Genomic DNA, 23,296 nt, shown 5'->3' on the forward strand with positions numbered 1-23,296 from the left:
ACGAGTGCTAACTGTTAATACAAAAATACCAAACGGACAAGTCTATTGTCAAGTCAGTTCAGTATGTTAAATGCGTCTATTTTGCATTTTTGCGATGTTTTCTTTTATTAAGGTTCTTTATAGACCTAGCCCTATACCACTAGATCTCGTAAAATGTTATTACAAAAGCGAAACAAACTATATAGATGATAAAATATTATCGATCCACTTATCTGATTTCCGTCTCTAATACATATCGATGGTTTTGTACCGTGTAATAACGAACGATTCTATTATGAACATAACCACTAACATAAATAAGACGTGAGAGATAGTATTTGTTCAAATGTACTGCTGTCTTCAAACTTCAGATCAATATTTCCATCATTCACCAAATAGTGCTGTACAAGAATGATCTTGTTCGATTATGCTGTATGTACAGCACGGTATATCATTTTATGTTCCAACATAAACGAATACGTTACATACCGCTCAGCATATAAAAAGCCACTCCTTATCAGCCTGAACATGCACCAATAAGCAGCAGCTTCATTTATCTATATCAGGTCAATTTAATATCCTCAGCACGGCAATCTCATCGCAAGCATGACGTTTGCTGCAGTTAATGCAGTCTTTCCATACTTTTTCCGGAAAAATATCTTTCTCCACCACATGAAAACCATTTTTAATAAAAAAGCGCTCCTCATACGTTAATGCCATCACTCTAGTTAACCGGCGTTTACGCGCCATGTCCAACAGTTCATCCACCAGCATGGTCCCAATCCCTTTGCCTTTGTGGGAGGGCGAAATACCTAATGAGCGAATCTCAACCAACTCTGTACCCAACTGCGTCAATGAGCCGCATCCGATTAACTCTCCATCTGCCTCGGCAACGATAAAGTGCTCTAACTGATCCTGCAGCATTTCTCTCGTGCGGGGCAGCATTATCCCTTGTAGCGCATAGCCCTGTATTAATTCGTATAATGCTTCTATATCTGCGATTACCGCGCGTCTGCATACTGCCATCGTCATCGCTCTCATCGTTATCCCCCTTGCTCAGAACTGACTCATCTCGTTAATGTGTATGAATATACATCATAATGAATATTTTTTCAATAGTTTTCTGAAAAAAAGATGTCTGATTCACCCTTCATAGGGAACCAGACATCCTCTTTCAATTACAACTTCATTTTAATTACCTGCTACTGCTTCTTCCCGGGTCAGAACACCGACAAAAGAACCGAATACATCGTTTCCAAACAGAACTCCACGTTCCGATAAACGGTAGCCATCCTCGATCACTTCTAATAAATCGGATTGTATAAGCTTCTTCAGCTGCACTGCAAAAACATCATCAAAGCTCTTGTCACCGAATTGCTGCGCAAACCGTTGACGGCTAATCCCACTGTACATGCGAAGGCCTACCATCATAAAGTCCTCCATCGCTTCGGCCTCGTCAACGGTAAAGGAGTCAAGCCGCGGCAAACCTTCCTTGCTAGCCTCTACATATGGATTAACACCTTTAATGTTAATATGCCGCTGCCTGCCTACATAGCCATGGGCGCCGGCACCCAATCCATAATAGTCCTCATTGCGCCAATACGTCGTATTATGGCGGCTCTCAAACTCAGGCTTCGCAAAATTGCTGATCTCATACTGATGATACCCCGCGGCCTTCATCCGTTCCATAATAAGTAGATACATATCCAACTCATCATCTTCATTTGGTAGCGGAAGCTCGTTACGATGATACATGGCGTGGAAAAGTGTGTTCTCCTCCACCTTTAGACAGTATATGGATACGTGTGGAAGATCCAACTCCAGCGCTTTATCCAGGCTGTGTTCCAACATTTCGACCGTCTGATTCGGCAAACCAAACATCAAATCGATTGACATGTTGTCAAAGCCCACGCTCCGTGCCGTGGCAATACTGCGGTACACATCGTCTGTATTATGAATTCGACCAATGCCGTGCAGAAGCTCATTATTAAAAGACTGTACACCAAAGCTGAGGCGATTAACGCCGCCCTCTCGCATCACTTGCAGCTTATCCGCATCGGTAGTACCAGGATTAGCTTCCATACTGAACTCAATATTCTCACTCCACTGTGGGAAATGCCTACGTACAGATTGCAAAAAATAGGCCATTTCATCCGGCTTCAATACGGTCGGGGTACCCCCACCTACAAAAATCGTATCGATAACACCTGGCGGATTATGCGCCACTGTATATGCCATTTCACGGTCAAGTGCTCGCAAGTAGTCCATGACGGGCTGGCCCTTAAGCACATAGGAGTTAAAATCACAATAATGGCATTTGTTCGTACAAAAAGGTATGTGTATATATACCGCACGAGGTGCAGTTGTCATCTAAGTCCCTCCTGCTTGCTAAGTTATCAGGCTTAACTGTCTCTTATGAGGATAACAGCTTACTGCTGATACGTACCTATTTGTTCAAACGGTACTGTTTTCATTTAACTCTAATTTAACCGATCAAGCAACTATACAATCCCTATAACAACAAAAATGGGGGCTAGCGCCCCCATCTCACGATCATTATTTAGTCTCGTCGATCTTCAGGACAGCCATAAACGCTTCTTGCGGAACCTCAACACTTCCGACCTGCTTCATGCGTTTCTTACCTTCCTTCTGCTTCTCGAGGAGCTTACGCTTACGGGAAATATCACCGCCATAACACTTGGCCAATACGTTCTTACGCATAGCCTTAACCGTCTCACGGGCGATAACTTTAGTTCCGATTGAAGCTTGAATCGGCACTTCGAACATCTGGCGTGGAATCAATTCACGCAGTTTCTCGCAAATCGCCTTGCCGCGGTAGTATGCTCTTTCCTTATGCACAATAACGGACAATGCATCGACTTGCTCGGCGTTCAGCATAATATCCATCTTCACCAGGTTCGAGCGGCGGTAGCCAGACAATTCATAGTCAAAGGAGGCGTAACCCTTCGTACTGGACTTCAATTGGTCAAAGAAGTCATATACGATCTCTGATAATGGAATCTGGTACGTAATCGTAACTCGTGTTGTATCCAAATACTGCATGTCTACAAACTCGCCCCGCTTACCTTGGCAGAGTTCCATAATGGCGCCAACAAAGTCATTAGGCACGATGATGGAAGCCTTAACAAACGGTTCTTCCACATATTCAATCTTGCCTTGCTCCGGATAGTTGGACGGATTATCAATCTGCAGCACTTCGTTGTTAGTCAACGTAACACGATAAATAACGCTTGGTGCTGTTGTAATCAGCGGAATGTTAAATTCGCGTTCAATACGCTCTTGGATGATCTCCATATGAAGCAGACCAAGGAATCCACAACGGAAACCAAATCCGAGCGCCGTGGAAGTCTCCGGTTCAAACGTAAGGGAAGCATCATTTAACTGAAGCTTCTCCAAGGCTTCACGCAGATCGTTATAGTCCGATGTCTCTATTGGATACAATCCGCAGAACACCATTGGGTTAATCTTGCGATAGCCTGGCAGCGGCTCTGCTGTCGGCAGCTTGGCATCGGTAACCGTGTCACCAACCCGAGTGTCGCCTACGTTCTTGATTCCGGCCACAATAAAGCCTACGTCACCAACATTAAGCTCATCCACAACCGACATACGCGGCTTAAATGCACCAACCTCGATAACTTCAAACGTCTTATTAGTTGCCATCATCTTAATCTTGCTGCCTGGACGGATCGAGCCGTTTACGACACGAACATATACAATAACCCCTTTGTAAGGGTCATAGTGCGAGTCAAAAATAAGTGCCTTAAGCGGCTCTTCAGGATCTCCCGTTGGCGCTGGAACTTTCTGTACAACCTGTTCCAAAATCTCGCGGATACCAATACCTGCCTTAGCAGACGCAAGAACCGCATCCGAGGTGTCCAGGCCAATTACGTCCTCAATCTCCTGCTTCACACGCTCAGGTTCAGCACTTGGAAGATCGATCTTGTTAATAACTGGAATGATCTCCAGATTGCTGTCAAGCGCTAAATAAACGTTTGCAAGCGTCTGAGCCTCAATCCCCTGCGCAGCGTCAACGACAAGCAATGCGCCTTCACAAGCTGCTAAGCTTCTGGATACTTCATACGTAAAGTCTACGTGTCCCGGCGTATCGATCAAGTTCAGAATGTACTCTTCTCCGTCATCCGCCTTGTAAGTCAGGCGAACTGCCTGAAGCTTGATTGTAATGCCACGTTCCCGCTCCAAATCCATCTGATCCAATACCTGGGCTTGCATTTCACGAGAAGATAAAGCTCCCGTATATTCCAAGATTCGATCGGCAAGTGTTGACTTACCGTGATCAATATGTGCGATAATACAAAAATTGCGAATCTTCTTCTGACGCGTCAGCAGTTCCGTCATTCGTATTCTATACCCCCACTACTGGCCATATATTCAATTTATTTATTATACCGGAAGTGAAGGCCCTCAGCAATGGCAACAAGGAAATCAAACTTTACCTTTAGAACAACCCGCTAAACAATCCTACTACCGCTTGGATTCCCGCCTCGGATAATTGCTGAAGGATTCCCGCTGTCTTGTCTGCCAACTTATTGACAGGCGCATCCTCTGCTGGTGGTTGAGAATTAGATTCGCGCTGAATATCTGACTCATAGACACCAACAGGTAAGCTACCATCTTCCCGATTCTCATCCTCGGTCCATACTTCCTCATCTGTACGTTGAGACTTTGTTCTGCTTCCCTCCTGAATGGATTTTCGATCAGCAGGCAACGTAATGTCTCGCGTCTGTGCATGTTGAGTATCCTGGATACTCTGAACAGTCTGTTGTGATGTAGTGGCCATAGGCCCATATACGCGTTCAATTCCTGACTGTGTCAACTCCATACCAATCCATATCCCCAACGCCAGTAAACCGAGCAAACCAAATAACTTAGGACCAAACCATTTCATGCTTATCCCCCCTATAAGACATGCCATGTCTATGCAACGACTTGGAAGTAGTACGATCTGGATGCAGCTTGCATGCCGACCCTTTATAAGAATTAACGCAAACCATTACGCTTGATTCCCGTTATTTGTCGTTTGCTTACTTACTGTTGCAGCCGGTTTATTTAATGGCTTAGAGATCGGTTTGGTTACAGGTTTAGCTCCCTTTTGTTCCTTTATTACTTCAGCAATCAACTCAGCCAGCACATCTGCTGTACGATTGCTTTCGGTCAACGTATTTTCAATGCCACCTACCTCGATAATGACACTATTCGGAGATAAAGACTGGTTGTATTCCCCATTTGTGCCTTTTGAGGCTGCTTTCCCCCAGATTCCCCGGGAAATACCCGGATACTTGGCTTCCAATTTCTCATGAATGTCAGCGGCAAATTGTTCGTTTTCTTTCCAGTTCGGATTCCGATGTCCGATCACAAAGTACACCTGCGCATACGCTTTTCCTTTAATCGTAACCGTTGTATCTTTGCGCCGTGCGGAATCGCGGTGTATATCAAAGAAAAATTTCAAGTTTTTATTATTGCTCATGGCCTTTTTTACGGTTTGGTTCGAATATTTATAAGAAAAATTCCAATTGTAACCTTGTATAGTAGATACGTAGTCTTTGCTCGAGTGAAGTGCGCCAATCCCTTGCTTCTTCAGCTGTTCCTGCAGCCGTTTTCCTACGAGAGTTATATTTTTCTTATCATCGTTCGGATTGTCCGTTTGCTTCTCCAGTTCAGGCTTCCACGATTCACGGTTGTGTGAATGATAAATAAACACGACTTCATCATCGGTATGACTCGATTGAGCCGATTCATCAACTGGCTCAGAATCAGGCTTGTCCGTCTCTGACTGACCCACGTCACCATTCTTCTCATCATCGTGAGCCTTCTCTGGGGCTCCTCCATGCTCAGCACCATCCTCTTCGCCTGGTGCGGGTACAAATTCTTCCGGCCCTTTGGCAGCTTGATTACCAATTGCCAACCTTAACGGTACAGATGTATCTCGACTCACGCCAGGCATCTCACCTGCTAGCAGTGTTTTCGGATCAAGCGGATTGACATTGGTTACAAGCCTCACAAGCATGTGGGCCACATCTTGGCGTGACAGTGCCGCCTTTTCGGGTGACGATTCCATCGTTGGCATTTCCATTGCTAACATGTTGGCAAACCATTGAGTTGAAATTTGCGCTGCGGCACCTTTCATTGAGGATAAGGGAGAGGTCTGAAGACGCTGCTCCAAAATACCCCCGACTCCGATTACCACTATAAACACGGCCGATGCGAGAGCCATAAGCAGAAATGTACGCCCCATCGTCAACAATTCCAGCCATTTTCGCTTAAAACGTGCAATATCAATCCATTTTACCGTTGGCTTCATTTAAATGGTCCTCCCTCACTTGCAGTCTAGCGACCCTAGCAATCTTGAACTACGATTCACCTTCTAAAACTATTTAATAGTATGAAATAGCTTTAAAAGAGTTTAAAAGATTGCTGTTACTAGAATCTATGAGGATAACCGATCTGCTAGAACCTTATTTTCGAAATTGAAATTGAATAATGGTACCACTTCCAATATGACTGGATACTAGAATCGATCCGCCATGCGCTTCAACCAGCTGCTTCGTAATTGCCATACCTAACCCGCTGCCATTATCCGAATCATCTGTCGTTCGCCCACGATAATAACGTGTGAATAAATGGTTTTGCAACTCATCATCCATCCCCTTACCATCATCATGAAACGAAATGATTACGTCAGCACAAGTCTCTTCAAGCTTCACTTTGACGGTTGTTCCACTCGGGTTATGAATCCAGCCATTCATACATACATTTTCAACAGCTCTGGTGAGATATCTTGCGTCTATGCTCCAATAAACAGGGTGTGGTGCAGGATCAAACTCCAGTTTGGCAGTGGGGTAGTCGACAATCGGCAGCATACCTGCTAAGGTTTCTCTTAACCAGCTGTTAAGGTCAATGGCTTCCAGCTGAAGTGGGAGCGACTGACTTTGCAATTGATAAGTCAAATTCAAGTCTAAAATCAGAGCGTCCATCCGTTCCGCCTTCTGTTGAATATACCTTGTAAATTCCTTACGTTCCTCTTCCGTCCAATTATATTGTTCCGCATTTAACAGATGCGCGTAACCGATAATCGATGCGAGTGGAGTCTTTAGATCGTGGGACAAGCCACTAAGCCATTGATCGCGCTGCACCTCATGCAGTGTTCGTTCGTCTTCGCTTGCTTCTAATCGTTGGGACAACTGTTCCATAGCCTGACGCACATCTCCGTAAAGTCGATAGTTCGATTTCATTTTTCCACTCCGTCTAAATGCAGGCGATCGTCCACTGCTCAACACTGGCTCGGTATATTTCCCTTGCGCCATTTGTGCCGCCCATCGCATAAAATGTGATAATGGCCGCGCATTGCGCGTACTTTGCCAAGATGCCATAAGGACAAACAACAGCAGCATAATAATCAGAAATACAATGATTCCAATGATAATGAGATCGGACTCTTTCTCTATTCGGAATCCGGCAACATCAACTGCAGCCTGAGCGGGATCATAGGGCATCCTAAGTACCCACGTGTTGCCTGTTAGTTCGTCATATTGATAGGCAAATTGCTCTCGATACCTTTCTTCATAAGTTGAACGAAGTGCAAGATCACTAGCATTCATCCGTTTTTCATTACCTGCACTGGCAGGCTTGTTCCAGCTTTCCAATTCATTTCCGGCTTTATCCAACAGTTGTGTCCATGCATGAATTTTGCGCATCTCTGGCAGCATCATTTCCTTTTCCACCTGCCATCTGGCCAGCAACTCCTCTGCTTGCGGCTTGCTGCCGTAAACAATCGTATACATGTCCTCGCCTACCATCCTAATGTACACAACAATCTCATATGGAAAAGGCACTGTACGCTGCATATATGCTGCAAGCGCACCTGCATCATATTGCTTGGGCACATCATCCGGTGTAAAAAAGCCGTACAACTCACGTCCGTTTACATCTAGCAACTGCATCCAGCCCTTGCTTGCTTTTACTTGATCCACCATGTCGCCGTTCCATCTTAAAGAGCCGGTACTGTCCTTATATAAGGACTCCGTTATGTAATCCACTCCATTCCTAGAAAAAGATCGGTTCATATCCAATGAAGACATTCGTTCCGCAATCCAAAACAGTAATCCTACAGCACAAACAATCAGCACAAGAGCCACAAACGTCCACTGCCGTACATAATGCCAAGCTAATCTACGAGTCGTATTCATGTCGTCCCCGATTCACTGCCGCTTCCAGACTTTGCACCGATCAACTTGTATCCCATGCCACGTACCGTAAGCAAATATTGAGGTTCGCTTGGGTTAGGTTCAATTCGTTCCCGTATGCGATGAATATGGACCATAACGGTATTGTCATCCTTTAAGGCGTCCAACCCCCATACTTTTTCATATAACTCCCCTTTTGAAAAGATTCGACCAGGATTTTTACATAAAAATAGCAGGAGTTGAAATACCATTGCAGGGCAATCTACAAGCTTCCGATCTACTATTAATTCCCCTGCTTCCTCGCGAATTAGGAAGTGTCCATAGTCATATTCGTTGAATGGCTTTGATTTAGAGGCAGAGCGTGTCATTTCCGCCATATACATCTTTTGCTGTGTCGGTATACCTTCGATCACACGCTGTTTCAGTGCAAGATGACGCTTCAAATGTGCTTTCACACGTGCCGCCAGTTCCAGAGGATTAAACGGCTTTGTAACGTAATCGTCACCACCTAACGCAAAGCCTGTGAGCTTGTCAAGATCTGTCATTCTAGCTGTTACAAATACAATCGGCGCATCAGTATGTGCCCGAATATGGGGGGCAACATCAAACCCGCTCCTCCCAGGCAGCGTTACGTCCAAAATGATACAGTCCATGAAACGCTGCTGACACAGCTCTAATGCTTGTTCTGCGTCAGACGCAGTATGTATATGAAGGAACCCTTCCTTTCGAAGTACAGTCACTACTAGGTTCAGCAAGGCTGCTTCGTCCTCAACAACCAATACGCTAGCTTCCCGCCACTCCATCATATCTATCCTCTCCCTTGTCCTTGCTCTTACTACGCTCATCTATGTCATCAATTGTACCTCACCACCACGAGAAATGGCTTTGATCTTCTTTTAGACTACATGACGAAGCTTTCCTGATGCCAAACGCTGCCTTAACAGAACCTTAACGGATGAACAGTGGGTATCCAAACTATTATGCCATTGACTTTAGCTATGCGCTGGTAAACAAGCTATATCTTATGAAAGAAAAAAGCCGTCATCCCATTAGTATGGTTGACGGCTGAATTCACAAATTGAAATGATTAGATACTAGACGCAACGTTATGCTTACTTAGTGAGTATAAGCAGCTACATTGTCAGCATCAACTGCTTCATGCAGCGCTGCATTTAATCCGCTGGCAATAATGTTCGCCATATCTTCCATAAACTCATCTACTTCTTTTGGCGTAACAATCAGATCATGACCAAGCGGCTCCAGCACTTCCTTGACCAATGACAACCTGTCCTGCTCGCCAATCTCGTCCAGCATGCCTAGAATGTCGCGTGTCTGTGCAGTCTGCCCCTTAAAATGTTCTTTCATCATCTCAATTGCGTTATTCACAATCGTTGATGCGTAACATACTGTGGGTACCCCTATCGCAATACACGGCACACCGAGAATTTCTTTGGTCAATCCTTTACGTTTGTTGCCAATGCCCGAGCCGGGGTGAATACCGATATCCGCCACTTGTATAGTTGTGTTGACTCGCTCAAGTGCTTTGGAAGCTAATGCATCAATTGCAATAATAAGGTCTGGCTTTGTCTTATCCACGATACTTTGCACAATTTCGCTTGACTCAATTCCCGTAATGCCTAGAACGCCAGGCGCGATTGCACTCACTTCTCTGTAGCCAGGACTAACCTGCTCCGGCATTAACTCAAAAAAATGTCGCGTCACCAATACATTTTCAACAACCATTGGTCCAAGCGCATCTGGTGTTACATTCCAGTTGCCCAAGCCAACAATTAAAGCTTTGTCAGTTGGCTTAATGCCAATATCCTTTAAGAAACCGGCAAACAATTGGGCGAATTTTGTAGCGACACGATCCTGCAAGTCTGAATCTTTGCGCCGCAAGCCAGGGACTTCCATCGTTACATAGCGTCCTGGCACTCTACCAATTGCACGTGAGCCCTCTTCATTTTGCACATGAATACTTGTCACCTTAATTCCCGCCTTATGCTCCACGCTCTCCTGAACGCCTGGAATCGGAATATGTACGTCAGGCTGGGCTAGTTCTCTTGCTTCAAGCGCCAAGTCCGTTCGGACCGAATAATCTCTCAGATCAGCTGTCATCCTGTTTCCTCCCGTAATACCAATATGGTTATGGTCGTATTGTGCGTTAGCGCACACAAAGTTATACGGGCTGCTTCGTTCCGAAAACGTTCGCATCTGATCGTTCCTCACTATCAAGCAAAGGGGCATTGCTGCTCATCATGTATTGCTTTTTACTATACAACGTGATAGAATACTTTAAGTTGTGAATCCATTTTATCATGCATTGGTGAAATAGATTCTATTGTCGCACTACGATGCAACGGAGGTGAAAGCAATGCCAAACATTAAATCCGCTGTTAAACGCGTAAAAACAAATGACAAACGTCGTCTGTTGAACGCTTCTCAAAAATCCGCACTTCGTACAGCTGTTAAAGCTGCAGACGTAGCTTTGGCTAACAACGAAGTGGAAACTGCTACAGCAGCAGTTGCTTTGGCGTCCAAGAAATTGGATAAAGCTGTGACTAAAGGCTTGGTACACAAGAACGCAGCTGCTCGCAAGAAGTCTCGCTTGGCACAAAAATTGAACGCTCTGCAAGCACAAGCTTAAGAGCCTTTCATACTTAGAGCTTAAAGCGTAGAAGCCCGAAGGTAAATGCACTTGCGTTTACCTTCGGGCTTCTTTTGTGCGTGGCATGTCTGCCGCGATTCTAAGAATAAGCAGTTCTAAGCCGAGTGTCTTATCCACGCGACCTGACTTCATCTCGTAATCAAGCTCCGCCGCTTCAGCCAGCCATATCGCTAGTGAGGCTGCGTCATGGCTTCTAGCTTGCTCCGCAGCTACCTTGACAGCATAGGGATGCAGGCCAAGCTGAGAGGCTGCTTGCTGTTGGCTGAAGCTCTGGCCCGTTAACTCCTTCACCTGCAGCATCATTCGCAATTGCCGAATAATTAGGGCCAGTATCTTGATCGGCTCCTCCTTTTGCTTCAGCAGCTCGCGGAACATCTGCATCGCTTGTTCCGGACGACGCTTGATGACATCCTCGACAAGCCGAAATACGTTCTGCTCTGTCGTCTTCGTAATCAACTGCCCAATCGTATCTGCATGTATAGACCCTCCAGGCCCTACATATAAGCTTAGCTTCTCAATCTCCGCAGATAAAGTCTGCAATTGGGTTCCCGCGTTGTTCAGTAAAGCTTCAATCCCCTGTGCATCTATCTTACTGCCGACGGATTCAACTTGCTTTGCAACCCACTGCATGAGCTCATCCGCACTGAAAGGCTGAAAGGGCAGCACCACACCTGCTGTCTTAGCTAACTTGACCGTCTTCTTACGTTCATCCAGCTTGTCCGCCTGCACAAGAAACACAACAATGCTGCTCTCAAGCGGAGATGCCATATATGCCAGCAGGCGATCCGTACGATGCTCCAGCTTATCCTTGCCGGACGCAAAGATGGAATGGTCCTTTACTAAAATCAGCTTACGCTCAACCAGAAATGGCATCGTCTCCGCTTCCTCGACTACCGTTTCAATCGCATGCTCCGTAGTATCCATCTTCATAATCGCAAAGTCGCGGTGCTCTTCCGGGATAAGCTTGTCTACTAATAATTGTACGAACTCTTGCATGCGGTATTTTTCTGTTCCATATAGCACGTATAAGGAGCGCGATTCTCCTCGCTTGATCTCCTTAACGGCTGTCTTTAAATCCACGTTTAATTCCCCCTAACCTGTCGTTCTTGATCATATCAAACTTCACCCCAAAAACAAAGGGACTGTGCGGCAATTGCCACACAATCCCTTTGTCCCATACCATCTATGATAAACGTCAGCGCTTTAACAGGCCTAGGTCCTTAACGCTAACGGTCATACGACGTACGGGAACGCCTTTACTTATTACTTTATATGATACTATACGTACGCGGTAAGCAATGTGTGCATACAAATCGGTACCCTTAATTAAAAAAATACGGTTAACACGCTGCCTTGCTTACTCCAGTGAGCCTTGTCTCTATCCACCGCTATTAGCAGAACTTGTTTCTTCTCCGGACTCAGAAGGCGACTGCTTGACCGTATCATCCTGACTGCCGCTCAAGTTAGAATCCGAATGGCTCTGTTTGTTATTTAACGGGTTAGGCGAGAATAAAACAGGATCCATACTAGCCATCCCGAGATCGGTGATTGCATAAGCAATAAGCTGCTCTTGACCATCATTTAGCGTGACGAGAATCTGTTTGCTGTCATCAGACCACTGGATGGATACAGGTTTCATTTGTAGTGCTACAGTCTGAATCTCTTTGCTCGTATATGCAGTCTTGCTGAACAATGATAGCTTGTTGGCTTGCCACTTAACTACATAAAGCTGATCTGGAGAAGCAGCTTCAACTATGTCATCGATCTTAAAAAAGTTCATCGTGCCAGGAGGTTGATCCACATTGCTCTCAACGGTCCCTTTTTCTTTGTCCTTGTCCTTGTCCCTATCTCCAGGCAAAAGTCCTCGTTCCTGCTCGGGTGATTTGTCTTTATTATGTTGAGCGGGCGGTTTACTTGGCTCAGTCACCGGCGCAGTACTCTTCTTTGAAGCATCCGTAGAGGTAGAGGCTGGGATTGGCTCCTTGCTCACCTTGCCGCGCGACGGATTGTTATCTGACTCAGCAGAACCTCCGGGTACAGACTTAGAATCTGGTGGCGTTGATGGTGTCTGATCTGCTCCCACCGACTTCTGACCCTGTGCTGGAAGATCCTTATTCTTATCTTGCCCCTCATCGAATCGGTATGCATGTTCAGATTTTTGCGTGCCCTTCTGCTCTGAAGACTGATTATATTGGTCAGACTTCGCCTGATCTTGCAATGCGCTAAAATCAGCGGATTCGCTCGAATTCATATGCTGATAATTGACCATAAAAAGTCCAAACACAACCCCTGCTGCGACCACTGCACTTGCCGCACGCCAATTAAAGCGTTTCTTCCATAGCCCTGAGGATGGTCGTGTAGACTTAGGCACCTGTACATTATCGGACCGTTCTTGTTTGTATAACTCATCTGATGAAGCCAATGCCGCAGCTTGCTGGTCTGAATTTCTTCGATCAATTTCATCTAATTGAGGCAGGATAGAATCAACTAGACTATATCTGGGAGTCACCTTAGGCAACATCTCCAAATCATCATGTAACATCGTAAGCCGTTCAAACATCTCGGCACAGGCGGGGCACTGACTTATATGTTCTGTCAGCAGGCTATGCTCCAACTCGTCTAGGTCATGATCAAGCTGACGTTGCATAAGTGTCATCACCTCTGAACAGTTCATCCTCGCACACCACCTTTCTCATAATCTTGCAGCATCGTTTGCAGTTGTTGTCGCGCGCGGAATAAATAAGACTTAACCGTGTTAAGCGGTAGATTAAGACTTTCCGCAATTTCGTTGTAAGAGAAATCCTGAAGGTACCGCAGAACGACTACAGCTCGATGATGTTCGGGAAGGCGGTCTATCGCTGCACGAATATCTTGTGCGGCGTAGGCGGACAGCACTTCTTTCTCTACATTGTGTTCCCCGTTAAACACTAAACTATGTTCGTCAATCGAGACAGTCGGCTTCGTACGGCGAAACTTGTCAATCGCGATATTGGTCACAATACGTTGTACCCATGTCTTAAACTGCGCTTTCTCTTCATAGGAATTGATCTTGGTATAAATCCGAATTAATGCTTCCTGGGACGCGTCCATTGCATCTTGTTCGTTGTGCAGCAAATAATATGCTGTACGGTAAACATATGGTTCTATTTCTCGCAAAAGGGTTATAAGAGCTTCTCGATCTCCTGATTGAGCAGATCGGATAAGTTCAGGCTCTACCACTAGGATCCCCCTCTCTTGCATATCCATTGACGCATCAATAGCGAAAATGGTTGCAGAGCGTATCAATTTTTTTAATTTTATGGGCTGCTCGTGTAGAGAGCACCGCTAATAAGCTTAAGGAATATGCCTTAAGCTACCAGCATAGCAAACAATGTAAATATTGTCAGTGGCGATTGTTAAGAAAAAATATGTATACTTGCACAAGCAAAAACTTATGGGAACGGACACATCATAATATGATTGACAGCGTTCTACTGTGCAATCCTATCACGTTTCACTCGAACCTTCAAACCTTGATCCGTCATAACGACTTGCACTTCACCCTGAAGATCCGTTCGATAAATGCTGCTGCCAGCCTCCTGCAAAGTACGCAGTACTTGATCATGCGGATGACCATATCGATTGTTTCGACCTGCGGAAATCACCCCCGCTTTAGGTCGCCAATAACTTACCCAATCCTCAGAGGTCGAGGTCTTGCTGCCATGATGAGCCACCTTCAGCATATCCAATCTTTCTCTCGCAGATGCCATCCCCTTTCCAGCAGATCTCCATTCATCCAACATATCCAGCTCCCCTTTTGCGCCGATATCTCCTGTTAACAGCAATGTAGCCTTTTGTTCTCCACTCATCATCGATAACAGCATAACAAGTGAAGCATCATTTTGATCATCCAACAAGGCTATTCCGTTATTCAAGTCCTGAATCGGATATAGTACATCAAGCCGTGTCTCATCGTCCAATACCCACTGATCGCCTGCCCTCCATGAGACAACCGGAATGTGGCGATTATGCGCCAGATGATACAGCTGTTCCATAGTAGATGAACGCTTCCAAGTCCCGTTCATGATCAATCGATCTACAGGCACATGCTCCAATACTGCATGTAATCCCCCTGCATGATCCGTATCACCATGTGTCAGTATTACGGCATCCAGATGTCGTATGCCCCGCTGTTTCAGTAAAGGTACTAACCTGCTTTTGCCCACTTCATAGGGCTTGCGGCGCTGCTTCCACTGCTCGCCAGGCTTGGCAAATGAGATCGTTCCCCCACCATCCACCAATACGTTGCTTCCTCCCGCCGTACGAATTAGGATACTGTCCCCTTGTCCTATATCAATAAAAGATATCGTCGTACTTTCAGGCTGACCAACATGATACCCATGAATCCATAAGAGGACAAAAGCACATAGCACTACATTGAACCTTATCCATATAGGACGGTCAGCGCTGCGAGGGATAGTGTGAAATCCCTCTAATGGCACAGTATCATCTACTTGGTGGCGAAATGCTCTTTCTGCACGATTCGCTGCAAGCTGGTGCATAGCCTTAAGCATGAACAGCAGGCATATGTAATACACGGCGATCCACCATACAGGCGGCCGCGGCCAGATCATAATCGCACCTTCAATATCAGCTACTATTTTGACCATACCAAAAGTCCATTGATTGAACTGGCTTAGCAGCCAAACGAATGGCTGAGCGATCGTATCCGAAATAGCAGCAATAACTAGGGTAAGTGTTCCTAATGGCAGCACAATCAAACTAATAAAAGGGACAAATAAAAAGTTAGCAAAAAGCGATAATAGCGACACTTGATTAAAATAGTATACTGTTAACGGAAACGACATCAATTGTGCCACTACAGTGACTGTTAATGAAGAGCGCAGCCATACTGGCCACGATACAGGCAGCACCTTCATTACAGGTGGGACTCCTATTATTAATCCAGCCGTGACTGCGTAGGAGAGCTGAAAGCTAACGTTAAGCGCATAATACGGCTCCCACCAGAGCATGAGGAGCAAAGAAATGCACAGCAGATGTAGGCCGTCCCTCATCCAGCCTTGTCTGATCCCGATCAAAGCCAACATTGACATTAATCCTGCGCGGATAACAGACGGTGAAGCCCCTGTAAATAGTACATATGCGGGAATAAGCATAATCACAACCGTTAATGAGCGCTCTTTAGTCAATCGCATACGTTTTAGCAGCAGCATACATGTCCCTACAAATACAGCCACATGCAGTCCAGAGATGGCCAAAATATGGGTCAGTCCCAACTGTGCAAAGGACTGCTCAATATCCACATCAAGATCACTTCTAAGTCCTAGCACTAATCCTTGCATATATGTACTTTGATCGTTTGGAAGCATTCGATCATACAAAGATGCGCCATATTTTCTTAATTCCTCCACTTTCCCTTTAGCCGCATCTATGCTCCATAATTGAATCTTTCGAATAACCTGAACACTTGATACTCCTTTCCCCTGAAATAGCCAATATATATGCTCATTTTTTAAGTACTGCCGATAATTAAACGCTCCAAAGTTATCCGCTTCACCAGGCCTCATTAGTTGCCCTGTTATTTTAATGTACTCGGCTTGTCTCCATTGCTGCGCCTGTTGGATCTCCTGTTCCTGCTTTAATAAAAGCGTAACCAATATCCATTCTGAATCCAGATTTATCTCTGGTTCCTGGTCCGGCAGCCATTTGTCCGCTCTTAGACGAAATTGGATTTTGTCGCCATCACGTTCAATTGGGGATCCAATAACCCCATACAAGGCACCTGAAATGTGTTCCCCTGGTAAGAGCTCTCGCTCGATCGGAATGGATGTAATCTGCTGCGTATCATACCAAATAAAACTGACCAGCGCTGCTATCAGTGCAAGTGCGTAAACGGATGCATATGAAAGACGAAGCAAACGCAGCTTTACCATCACGGGTATACAAAGGATCAGTCCGGCTATAGCTATCGCTGCTTGCTGAACAGGAAGAGCAGCAGCGAGATGGATCCCAAGCACCCAACAGCAAGCAAAGATGACAATAGGTCTTTGCATGAACATAAACGTTCACTCCTTCCAACACAAAAAACCTTCACACGAATGAACATGAGCAAATTTGCTCATATTATTCGCATGAAGGTTCTTCCTTCTTCGTTATACCACAATATTAATTAATCGTATCCATGATTGTCTCCTGCGGGGGCTGATAATGGTCCAACTGTCGGAATATGATCCCTTTCTGCTGCATCATAAGAGATACTTTGTCGGTATCCTTCGGGTATAGACGATGGTAGACAACTTCTACTACCCCACTGTTCGCAAGCATATTCGCGCATGTCCAGCAGGGCTGGTCCGTCACATAGACAGTTGATCCCTCCCGATCCGTCCGATCCGTAAACAACAGCAAGTTCTGCTCGGCGTGAATAGTGCGAATGCAGCGCTGCTTTTTCACCATCTCTTCCGTCCCATCAGGAAGCATCACAACTTCCAACTGCTCAGCAATCATGCAGCCAGCCTCGCTGCAATCAGGCACTCCCATAGGCGCACCGTTGTATGCAGTACCAAGCAGCTTCTTCCCTTGTACAAGTACAGCGCCCACATGCCTTCGCGGACATTGGGAGCGAGTCGATACCATATAAGCAATATCCATAAAATAGGTGTCCCAGTCTTTTCTTATCGTTGATGTCATGTTCGCGAAACCCCTGTCTCGTTAATCGTTATCATTTATCATACACAGCAATTAAATGCCCTGCCTCCGCAAAATAAAAGACAATACAGCATATTGATATGTCTATTGTAAGCAGACCGCCACAACTGCGCAACTGCAGAGATCACATTCATGGTTGAATAGAGACGTGGCCTTTAATCTTTGCATACAGCTTGGACCCAATACCTTTAACCTTCAGCAGATCCTTCTCTGCCTTAAACATGCCATGTTTCTCGCGATAGGCGATAATTGCCTTTGCCTTGGAGGGTCCAATCCCCGGAAGGCTTGTGAGCTCCTGTTCGCTGGCGCTATTAATATGAATCATGCCTTCATCTGTACGAGTTGTCTGCTTGGACATGACGGCAGAAGTCGTGTCAGATACAATATTTGTTCGAGTCTCTGGCTGAGGTACAGCAGTACGGTTAGGAGTTGAAATGTCGACTGGAGCTGTAGCGGGATGTGGCACACCTTGGGTGGATGGGGTCATTAGGCCGGAACCGACTACTGCCTCTTTATTTTGCACGGGATGCAATGAAGCAGGTGAATCCTCACCTAGCTGGTGTCCCCCTGGCTGCTGAAATGCTCCAGCGTCAATGCTAGTGGGCTTGCCGTTATTAGATATCGGAACAGACTGCTTTGGGATAACACTTTTGCCGCTTTCTTCGCTGCCATTTTCCTCATTTAATAGCTGTTGAACTTGATTGTCCACATACCGCCAAGTGCTATCATCCTGTTCCGACTGCACCGGCAGCCACATAAGTGCAAATAACACCATACCCGCTGCTGCAAATATAGACACTACAGTCCATGATCCCAGCCACGTACGTGTGCCTGATTGGTTATACTCTTTTCTTTTCATCATAAACGCCCCTTGTCACGTAATCGTGAATCGATACCTTCGTCCAAATATGTGGCCCTATACAAGGGCACATATGACTGACCCTACAGCGCAAGCTGTAATAAGGTCAAGCCGTGTCAACATATAGTAGGTTAACATGGAGAAGATACCGGGAACGCTCCCTATCATATCTCCGAAAATTCAATTAAAACGACAGCAACACCGAACAACAAGCAGATCGTCATTCATAAAAGGAGGGAATAGCCGTGAAGGTCGGATTTATAGGTACGGGAAGCATGGGCACTATCCTCATTGAATCGCTAATCCAATCCGGGGCGCTGGAGCCTGATCAGGTAGTAGCTACCAACCGTACATTCAACAAAGCGCAACGGCTTGCCTCGCAATACCCCGGTCTTCATGCGGTTGCATCGATTGAAGAAACGGTTAAAGCGAGCAGCATCGTCTTTCTGTGCGTAAAACCTCTGGAGTACAAAACAGTTATCGAGGAAATATCGGCGTACGATCGCGCTGATCTTATTCTCGTATCGATAACAAGTCCCGTCCTCATCAATCACTTGGAACGCCAATTAACGTGCAAAATAGCTAAAATCATCCCTAGTATTACTAATTATGTATGGAGCGGTGCATCTATATGTATTTATGGAAGCCGGATTCAGACAGAGGATCGACTGCTGCTCGAGCAGCTTATGATGTCGATAAGCAGGCCTATTCAGATAGAGGAGCAATATACACGGATCACCAGTGACATATCAAGCTGTGGTCCAGCATTTATTGCTTTCTTCATGCAAAAATGGATAGATGAAGCGGTGCTAGAAACAGGTATAAACCGCGATGAAGCTGCGAGACTAGCCTCCGAGATGTTAATCGGCACAGGGAAACTGTTAACGGAAGGCGGACTATCGCTTGAACAACTTCAGCAGCGCGTAGCCGTCCCCGGCGGGATTACCGCCGAGGCGCTGCGCTTGCTTAATGAGAAGCTGGATGGTGTATTCCAGCAATTAATTCATGTTACCCACGCCAAATATGAAGAAGATCTGGATAAAGTATCCACCCTATTCGGTAGCATTGAGGTTAATCTTAACCGACCACAATATTAACGAGTCGTCCTTTAACAGCGATGACTTTGCGAACCGTCTTGCCTGCCATCGCAGCTTGAACGTTAGCTGAGTTCATCGCTGTATCTTGCATCGCAGCTTCGTCCGCGTCAGCAGCCATGTTCATTCGCTCTACGATCTTGCCGTTGACTTGCACGACAATCTGAACCTCGGCGTCAACGGTCAGACTCTCATCGTATGTCGGCCAAGCAGCGTAAGTGATGGAGCCTGTGAAGCCAAGACGCTCCCACAGCTCTTCGGCAATATGCGGAGCAAGTGGTGACAGCAATTGTACAAAGCTTTCCATCGACTTACGCGGCAGCTTATCTTGCTTGTATGCGTCGTTGATAAAGATCATCATCTGGCTGATCGCTGTATTAAAACGAAGTGCCTCATAGTCCTCAGTCACTTTTTTCACGGTCTTGTGCCATGTACGCACAAAAGCATTGTCCTCCACATCGTCTGTCATCTTCGGATTTAATTGATCTTCATCGGTGACAAACAATCGCCATACACGGCCAAGGAAACGATTCATTCCTTCTACGCCATTTGTATTCCACGGTTTCGTTGCTTCAAGAGGGCCCATAAACATCTCGTACATACGGAGTGTATCTGCCCCATACTCATAAACGATCTCGTCCGGATTAATAACATTTCCTCTTGACTTCGACATTTTCTCATTGTTGGTACCTAGAATCATCCCTTGGTTCACTAACTTATGGAATGGCTCCTTCGTTTGGACAACACCCAGATCATACAGCACTTTATGCCAGAAACGAGCATACAACAAGTGAAGTACAGCATGCTCCACACCGCCAATATAAAGATCGACAGGAAGCCATTTCTCTTGCAATTCTTTGGAGCAGATCTCATCATTGTTCTTCGGATCTATATAACGCAAGTAATACCAGCTGCTGCCTGCCCACTGTGGCATTGTGTTCGTCTCACGGCGGGCCTTCATACCTGTCTCCGGATCAACTGTGTTTACCCACTCTGTCACATTGGCAAGCGGTGATTCACCTGTACCGGAAGGTCGAATCTGATCTACTTCTGGCAGTACGAGCGGAAGCTCAGCCTCAGGAATCGTCTTCATTGTGCCATCTTCGAGATGAATAATTGGGATGGGCTCACCCCAGTAGCGCTGGCGGCTGAACAACCAATCGCGTAAACGATAAGTCACCTTGCCGCTGCCGATACCTTTTCCTTCCATCCACTCGATCATAGCTGCGATAGCTGGCGCATTATCTAAGCCATTCAGGAAGTCAGAATTAACGTGAGCTCCATCACCAGTATATGCTGCTTCCTGCACATCGCCGCCTGACACAACTTCAACAATCGGCAGATCAAACTGCTTTGCAAACTCCCAGTCCCGTTCATCATGCGCAGGAACGGCCATAATTGCCCCCGTTCCATAACCCGCTAGTACATAATCAGCAATCCAGATCGGCATCTTGGCACCGTTCACCGGATTAATGGCATAAGCGCCAGTAAATACGCCGGTTTTCTCTTTTGCTAGGTCTGTTCGCTCCAGATCACTCTTACGAGCAGCTTGCTCACGGTAAGCCTCGATTGCGGCCTGCTGTGCAGCAGTTGTGATCTGGCTAACCAACTCATGCTCTGGTGCCAGCACACAATATGTAGCACCGAACAATGTATCGGGACGAGTCGTAAATACGTCAAGATTAGCATTATGCCCCTCTATCGTGAAGCGTACCTCTGCCCCTTTGGATTTACCTACCCAGTGACGCTGCATATCCTTGATGCTCTCCGGCCAATCCAGCTCATCCAGATCCTCGAGCAAGCGTTCAGCATATGCGGTAATCTTTAATACCCACTGGCGCATTGGCTTGCGAATGACCGGATGGTTACCACGCTCGGACTTGCCATCAATCACTTCTTCGTTCGCAAGTACAGTTCCTAATGCTGGGCACCAGTTAACCGGTACTTCATCGACGTATGCGAGGCCTTTCTTGTATAACTGTATGAAAATCCACTGTGTCCATTTGTAGTACTCAGGATCAGTCGTACTAATCTCGCGATCCCAATCGTAGGAAAATCCAAGAGACTTGATCTGACGGCGGAAGTTGTCTATGTTCTTTACTGTAAATTCACGCGGATGCGCTCCTGTATCAATAGCATATTGCTCAGCAGGAAGACCAAATGCGTCCCAACCCATCGGGTGAAGAACATTATATCCTCGCATCCGCTTAAAACGGGATACGATATCTGTTGCTGTGTAGCCTTCCGGATGACCGACATGCAAGCCTGCTCCAGACGGATATGGGAACATGTCCAATGCGTAGAACTTCGGCTTGCTGTCATCTTCCAATGTCGCAAATGTCTTGTGTTCATCCCAATACTTCTGCCATTTCGGCTCAATGGCAAGCGGCTGATAGCCTGCTGGTTGTTTCATTTCTGTGCTCATTATTGAAGCCCCCTCTATTCAGGTTAAAACCTGCTTTTCTTTGTTCATCATTATTTCTTGCTGCACGTACTTGGTACAGCGCAATGTATCACATATAACCACAAAAAAAGCCTCTCGTCCCTAGCGAATTCGCTAGGGACGAGAGACTTGGATTCCCGCGGTACCACCCTAGTTAGCGCACGGCATGCTCTGCCTGGCGCTCACTTGAAGCTCTTAACGCGAGCTTATACGTCACAACCTTACCTAAACGTACAGTTGTGCGACTCCTAGGTGAGTTCGCTTCCTCTATCCATCGGCTCGCACCAACCGCCGACTCTCTGAATGACTTCGGAGAACTACTATTCCTAATCCACGTCTTCCTATGGTTACAGTTCCACTGTTTTTACACAATAATTACATACATCATATGCAAAAAAACAAATCTTGTCAACGGGCGCCTACCGTGTCTCCCCAAAGGTACAGCACGGTGCATCACAGTGATGATAAGGCTACTTTTTTATAGCAATTAAGAACAATCTGGATGTATCAGGACCTGGTTCTTCCCATTCAAAGTCACCATACACGTCGATATGCGCAAAGCCCGCTGCAAGCAATTCACCTATAATCCAATCCGTATCATAGGCGCGCTGAATGTGTGTCTCATCGATTCGATTATATTTTCCACTCAACGGATCCTCAGCAAATATAGCCAACTGGTGTTCAATTTCATGCCGTGACTCATCATATTCACTATGCCAAATATAAGCTACATCCCCTTCATCCAATGCGAAAGGCTGTTCTTGCGCATAATATTCAAATTGGCGAACATGATGCATATCAAGCATAAACAGACCACCTGACCGAAGCTGTTTAGCCGTCTGTTGAAATACCAATCGAACATCTTCTGGTTCCGTTACATAATTGATACAATCACAAAAAGAAATAACAGTATCAACCTGCTCAGGCACTTCCCATTGTCTCATATCCTGACACACCCACTGCACAGAGCCAGCCAGCCGACCTGCATCCTGCTCCTTTTCACGAGCAATCGTGAGCATAGCATCCGCCAAGTCAATACCAGTGACCTGCATGCCTTGCTTTGCTAATGGGATCGCAATCGTACCGGTGCCACAGCCCAAATCAACAACAGACCGAGGAGCAACATCATACCGTTCCCATGCTGCATTTGCAAAATCAAGCCACTTCTCATACGGCATATCCGCCATAAGCCGATCATACACCAGCGCAAATTGGCCGTACGAATCCATACTAGCGATCATCCTTTCGGAAGTTAGACCGGCCATTCCCTTGTCCAGAAGAGAACGGCTTGCGTCCTGCAGATGGGCGACTATGATCGCCGCGTGC

The 23,296-nt window shown here is 46.0% G+C and carries 19 protein-coding genes and 1 other annotated feature; of the genes, 2 read left to right on the plus strand and 17 right to left on the minus strand.

Translation table 11 applies throughout. From position 1 onward, the window contains the following. Positions 1-546: 546 nt before the first annotated feature. The 9 genes from MH117_RS10650 to MH117_RS10690 form a co-directional block, all read right to left on the minus strand. On the minus strand, positions 547-1,020 hold the full coding sequence (locus tag MH117_RS10650) for an N-acetyltransferase (protein WP_239328618.1): 474 nt from the start codon (positions 1,018-1,020) through the stop codon (positions 547-549). Between the two features lie 150 nt (positions 1,021-1,170). After that, the gene (gene hemW / locus MH117_RS10655; protein WP_239328619.1) at positions 1,171-2,349 is read right to left on the minus strand and encodes a radical SAM family heme chaperone HemW; all 1,179 of its coding nucleotides are present in this window, start codon (positions 2,347-2,349) and stop codon (positions 1,171-1,173) included. Positions 2,350-2,535: 186 nt separating this feature from the next. Next, positions 2,536-4,356 (minus strand): translation elongation factor 4, encoded by a 1,821-nt coding sequence (lepA, locus tag MH117_RS10660; RefSeq protein WP_239328620.1) that lies wholly within the window; start codon positions 4,354-4,356, stop codon positions 2,536-2,538. A gap of 100 nt (positions 4,357-4,456) precedes the next feature. Beyond that, positions 4,457-4,906 (minus strand): hypothetical protein, encoded by a 450-nt coding sequence (locus MH117_RS10665; protein WP_239328621.1) that lies wholly within the window; start codon positions 4,904-4,906, stop codon positions 4,457-4,459. Positions 4,907-5,011: 105 nt separating this feature from the next. Then, positions 5,012-6,319 (minus strand): stage II sporulation protein P, encoded by a 1,308-nt coding sequence (locus MH117_RS10670; protein WP_239328622.1) that lies wholly within the window; start codon positions 6,317-6,319, stop codon positions 5,012-5,014. A gap of 154 nt (positions 6,320-6,473) precedes the next feature. Further along, complete coding sequence (locus tag MH117_RS10675) at positions 6,474-8,204, minus strand: sensor histidine kinase (protein WP_239328623.1); 1,731 nt, start codon at positions 8,202-8,204, stop codon at positions 6,474-6,476. Next, complete coding sequence (locus MH117_RS10680) at positions 8,201-9,046, minus strand: response regulator transcription factor (protein WP_239328624.1); 846 nt, start codon at positions 9,044-9,046, stop codon at positions 8,201-8,203. The genes MH117_RS10675 and MH117_RS10680 overlap by 4 nt, the downstream gene beginning before the upstream one ends. 271 nt (positions 9,047-9,317) lie before the next feature. Further along, on the minus strand, positions 9,318-10,319 hold the full coding sequence (gene gpr / locus MH117_RS10685) for a GPR endopeptidase (RefSeq protein WP_239328625.1): 1,002 nt from the start codon (positions 10,317-10,319) through the stop codon (positions 9,318-9,320). A gap of 61 nt (positions 10,320-10,380) precedes the next feature. Beyond that, the gene (locus MH117_RS10690; protein ID WP_239328626.1) at positions 10,381-10,521 is read right to left on the minus strand and encodes a hypothetical protein; all 141 of its coding nucleotides are present in this window, start codon (positions 10,519-10,521) and stop codon (positions 10,381-10,383) included. Positions 10,522-10,575: 54 nt separating this feature from the next. On the opposite strand from MH117_RS10690, the gene rpsT reads away from it, so the two are divergent. Beyond that, complete coding sequence (gene rpsT / locus MH117_RS10695; protein WP_239328628.1) at positions 10,576-10,848, plus strand: 30S ribosomal protein S20; 273 nt, start codon at positions 10,576-10,578, stop codon at positions 10,846-10,848. A gap of 57 nt (positions 10,849-10,905) precedes the next feature. Here the strand turns inward: rpsT and holA are convergent, their stop codons facing one another. The 6 genes from holA to MH117_RS10725 all read right to left on the minus strand — a co-directional run bounded on the left by holA (position 10,906) and on the right by MH117_RS10725 (position 18,433). Then, the gene (gene holA, locus MH117_RS10700; protein ID WP_239328630.1) at positions 10,906-11,949 is read right to left on the minus strand and encodes a DNA polymerase III subunit delta; all 1,044 of its coding nucleotides are present in this window, start codon (positions 11,947-11,949) and stop codon (positions 10,906-10,908) included. Between the two features lie 298 nt (positions 11,950-12,247). Continuing rightward, the gene (locus MH117_RS10705; protein ID WP_239328631.1) at positions 12,248-13,543 is read right to left on the minus strand and encodes an anti-sigma factor family protein; all 1,296 of its coding nucleotides are present in this window, start codon (positions 13,541-13,543) and stop codon (positions 12,248-12,250) included. Then, positions 13,540-14,088 (minus strand): RNA polymerase sigma factor, encoded by a 549-nt coding sequence (locus MH117_RS10710; RefSeq protein WP_239328632.1) that lies wholly within the window; start codon positions 14,086-14,088, stop codon positions 13,540-13,542. The genes MH117_RS10705 and MH117_RS10710 overlap by 4 nt, the downstream gene beginning before the upstream one ends. A 251-nt stretch (positions 14,089-14,339) precedes the next feature. Beyond that, entirely contained in the window at positions 14,340-16,928 is a 2,589-nt protein-coding gene (locus tag MH117_RS10715; RefSeq protein ID WP_239328633.1) for a ComEC/Rec2 family competence protein, read from the minus strand. Between the two features lie 106 nt (positions 16,929-17,034). Beyond that, entirely contained in the window at positions 17,035-17,556 is a 522-nt protein-coding gene (locus MH117_RS10720) for a deoxycytidylate deaminase (protein ID WP_239328634.1), read from the minus strand. A 148-nt stretch (positions 17,557-17,704) separates the two neighbouring features. Further along, positions 17,705-18,433: a ComEA family DNA-binding protein gene (locus MH117_RS10725; RefSeq protein ID WP_239328635.1), complete on the minus strand. Its 729-nt coding sequence runs from the start codon at positions 18,431-18,433 to the stop codon at positions 17,705-17,707. Between the two features lie 245 nt (positions 18,434-18,678). Between MH117_RS10725 and comER the strand changes: the two genes are divergently transcribed. Further along, the gene (gene comER / locus MH117_RS10730; protein ID WP_239328636.1) at positions 18,679-19,530 is read left to right on the plus strand and encodes a late competence protein ComER; all 852 of its coding nucleotides are present in this window, start codon (positions 18,679-18,681) and stop codon (positions 19,528-19,530) included. Here comER and leuS read toward each other — a convergent pair. After that, positions 19,511-21,952, minus strand: a complete 2,442-nt coding sequence (gene leuS / locus MH117_RS10735; RefSeq protein ID WP_239328637.1) for a leucine--tRNA ligase — start codon at positions 21,950-21,952, stop codon at positions 19,511-19,513. The genes comER and leuS overlap by 20 nt on opposite strands. Before the next feature lie 131 nt (positions 21,953-22,083). Continuing rightward, positions 22,084-22,313 (minus strand) — a binding site (T-box leader). Positions 22,314-22,440: 127 nt separating this feature from the next. Beyond that, complete coding sequence (locus MH117_RS10740) at positions 22,441-23,199, minus strand: class I SAM-dependent DNA methyltransferase (protein WP_239328638.1); 759 nt, start codon at positions 23,197-23,199, stop codon at positions 22,441-22,443. Positions 23,200-23,296 lie beyond the last annotated feature (97 nt).

It is taken from the genome of Paenibacillus sp. ACRRX, assembly GCF_022346885.1.
GTDB lineage: Bacteria > Bacillota > Bacilli > Paenibacillales > Paenibacillaceae > Paenibacillus_B.

Bases quoted from the DNA above. Each gene is read 5' to 3' on its own strand.
- MH117_RS10690 (WP_239328626.1), bottom strand. From the start codon at position 10,521: ATGATAAAATGGATTCACAACTTAAAGTATTCTATCACGTTGTATAGT.
- MH117_RS10705 (WP_239328631.1), bottom strand. From the start codon at position 13,543: ATGAACTGTTCAGAGGTGATGACACTTATGCAACGTCAGCTTGATCAT.
- lepA (WP_239328620.1), bottom strand. From the start codon at position 4,356: ATGACGGAACTGCTGACGCGTCAGAAGAAGATTCGCAATTTTTGTATT.
- MH117_RS10720 (WP_239328634.1), bottom strand. From the start codon at position 17,556: ATGACATCAACGATAAGAAAAGACTGGGACACCTATTTTATGGATATT.
- MH117_RS10665 (WP_239328621.1), bottom strand. From the start codon at position 4,906: ATGAAATGGTTTGGTCCTAAGTTATTTGGTTTGCTCGGTTTACTGGCG.
- MH117_RS10675 (WP_239328623.1), bottom strand. From the start codon at position 8,204: ATGAATACGACTCGTAGATTAGCTTGGCATTATGTACGGCAGTGGACG.
- MH117_RS10725 (WP_239328635.1), bottom strand. From the start codon at position 18,433: ATGAAAAGAAAAGAGTATAACCAATCAGGCACACGTACGTGGCTGGGA.
- MH117_RS10715 (WP_239328633.1), bottom strand. From the start codon at position 16,928: ATGTTCATGCAAAGACCTATTGTCATCTTTGCTTGCTGTTGGGTGCTT.
- gpr (WP_239328625.1), bottom strand. From the start codon at position 10,319: ATGACAGCTGATCTGAGAGATTATTCGGTCCGAACGGACTTGGCGCTT.
- MH117_RS10680 (WP_239328624.1), bottom strand. From the start codon at position 9,046: ATGAGCGTAGTAAGAGCAAGGACAAGGGAGAGGATAGATATGATGGAG.
- MH117_RS10740 (WP_239328638.1), bottom strand. From the start codon at position 23,199: ATGGATTCGTACGGCCAATTTGCGCTGGTGTATGATCGGCTTATGGCG.
- MH117_RS10650 (WP_239328618.1), bottom strand. From the start codon at position 1,020: ATGAGAGCGATGACGATGGCAGTATGCAGACGCGCGGTAATCGCAGAT.
- leuS (WP_239328637.1), bottom strand. From the start codon at position 21,952: ATGAGCACAGAAATGAAACAACCAGCAGGCTATCAGCCGCTTGCCATT.
- MH117_RS10670 (WP_239328622.1), bottom strand. From the start codon at position 6,319: ATGAAGCCAACGGTAAAATGGATTGATATTGCACGTTTTAAGCGAAAA.
- hemW (WP_239328619.1), bottom strand. From the start codon at position 2,349: ATGACAACTGCACCTCGTGCGGTATATATACACATACCTTTTTGTACG.
- rpsT (WP_239328628.1), top strand. From the start codon at position 10,576: ATGCCAAACATTAAATCCGCTGTTAAACGCGTAAAAACAAATGACAAA.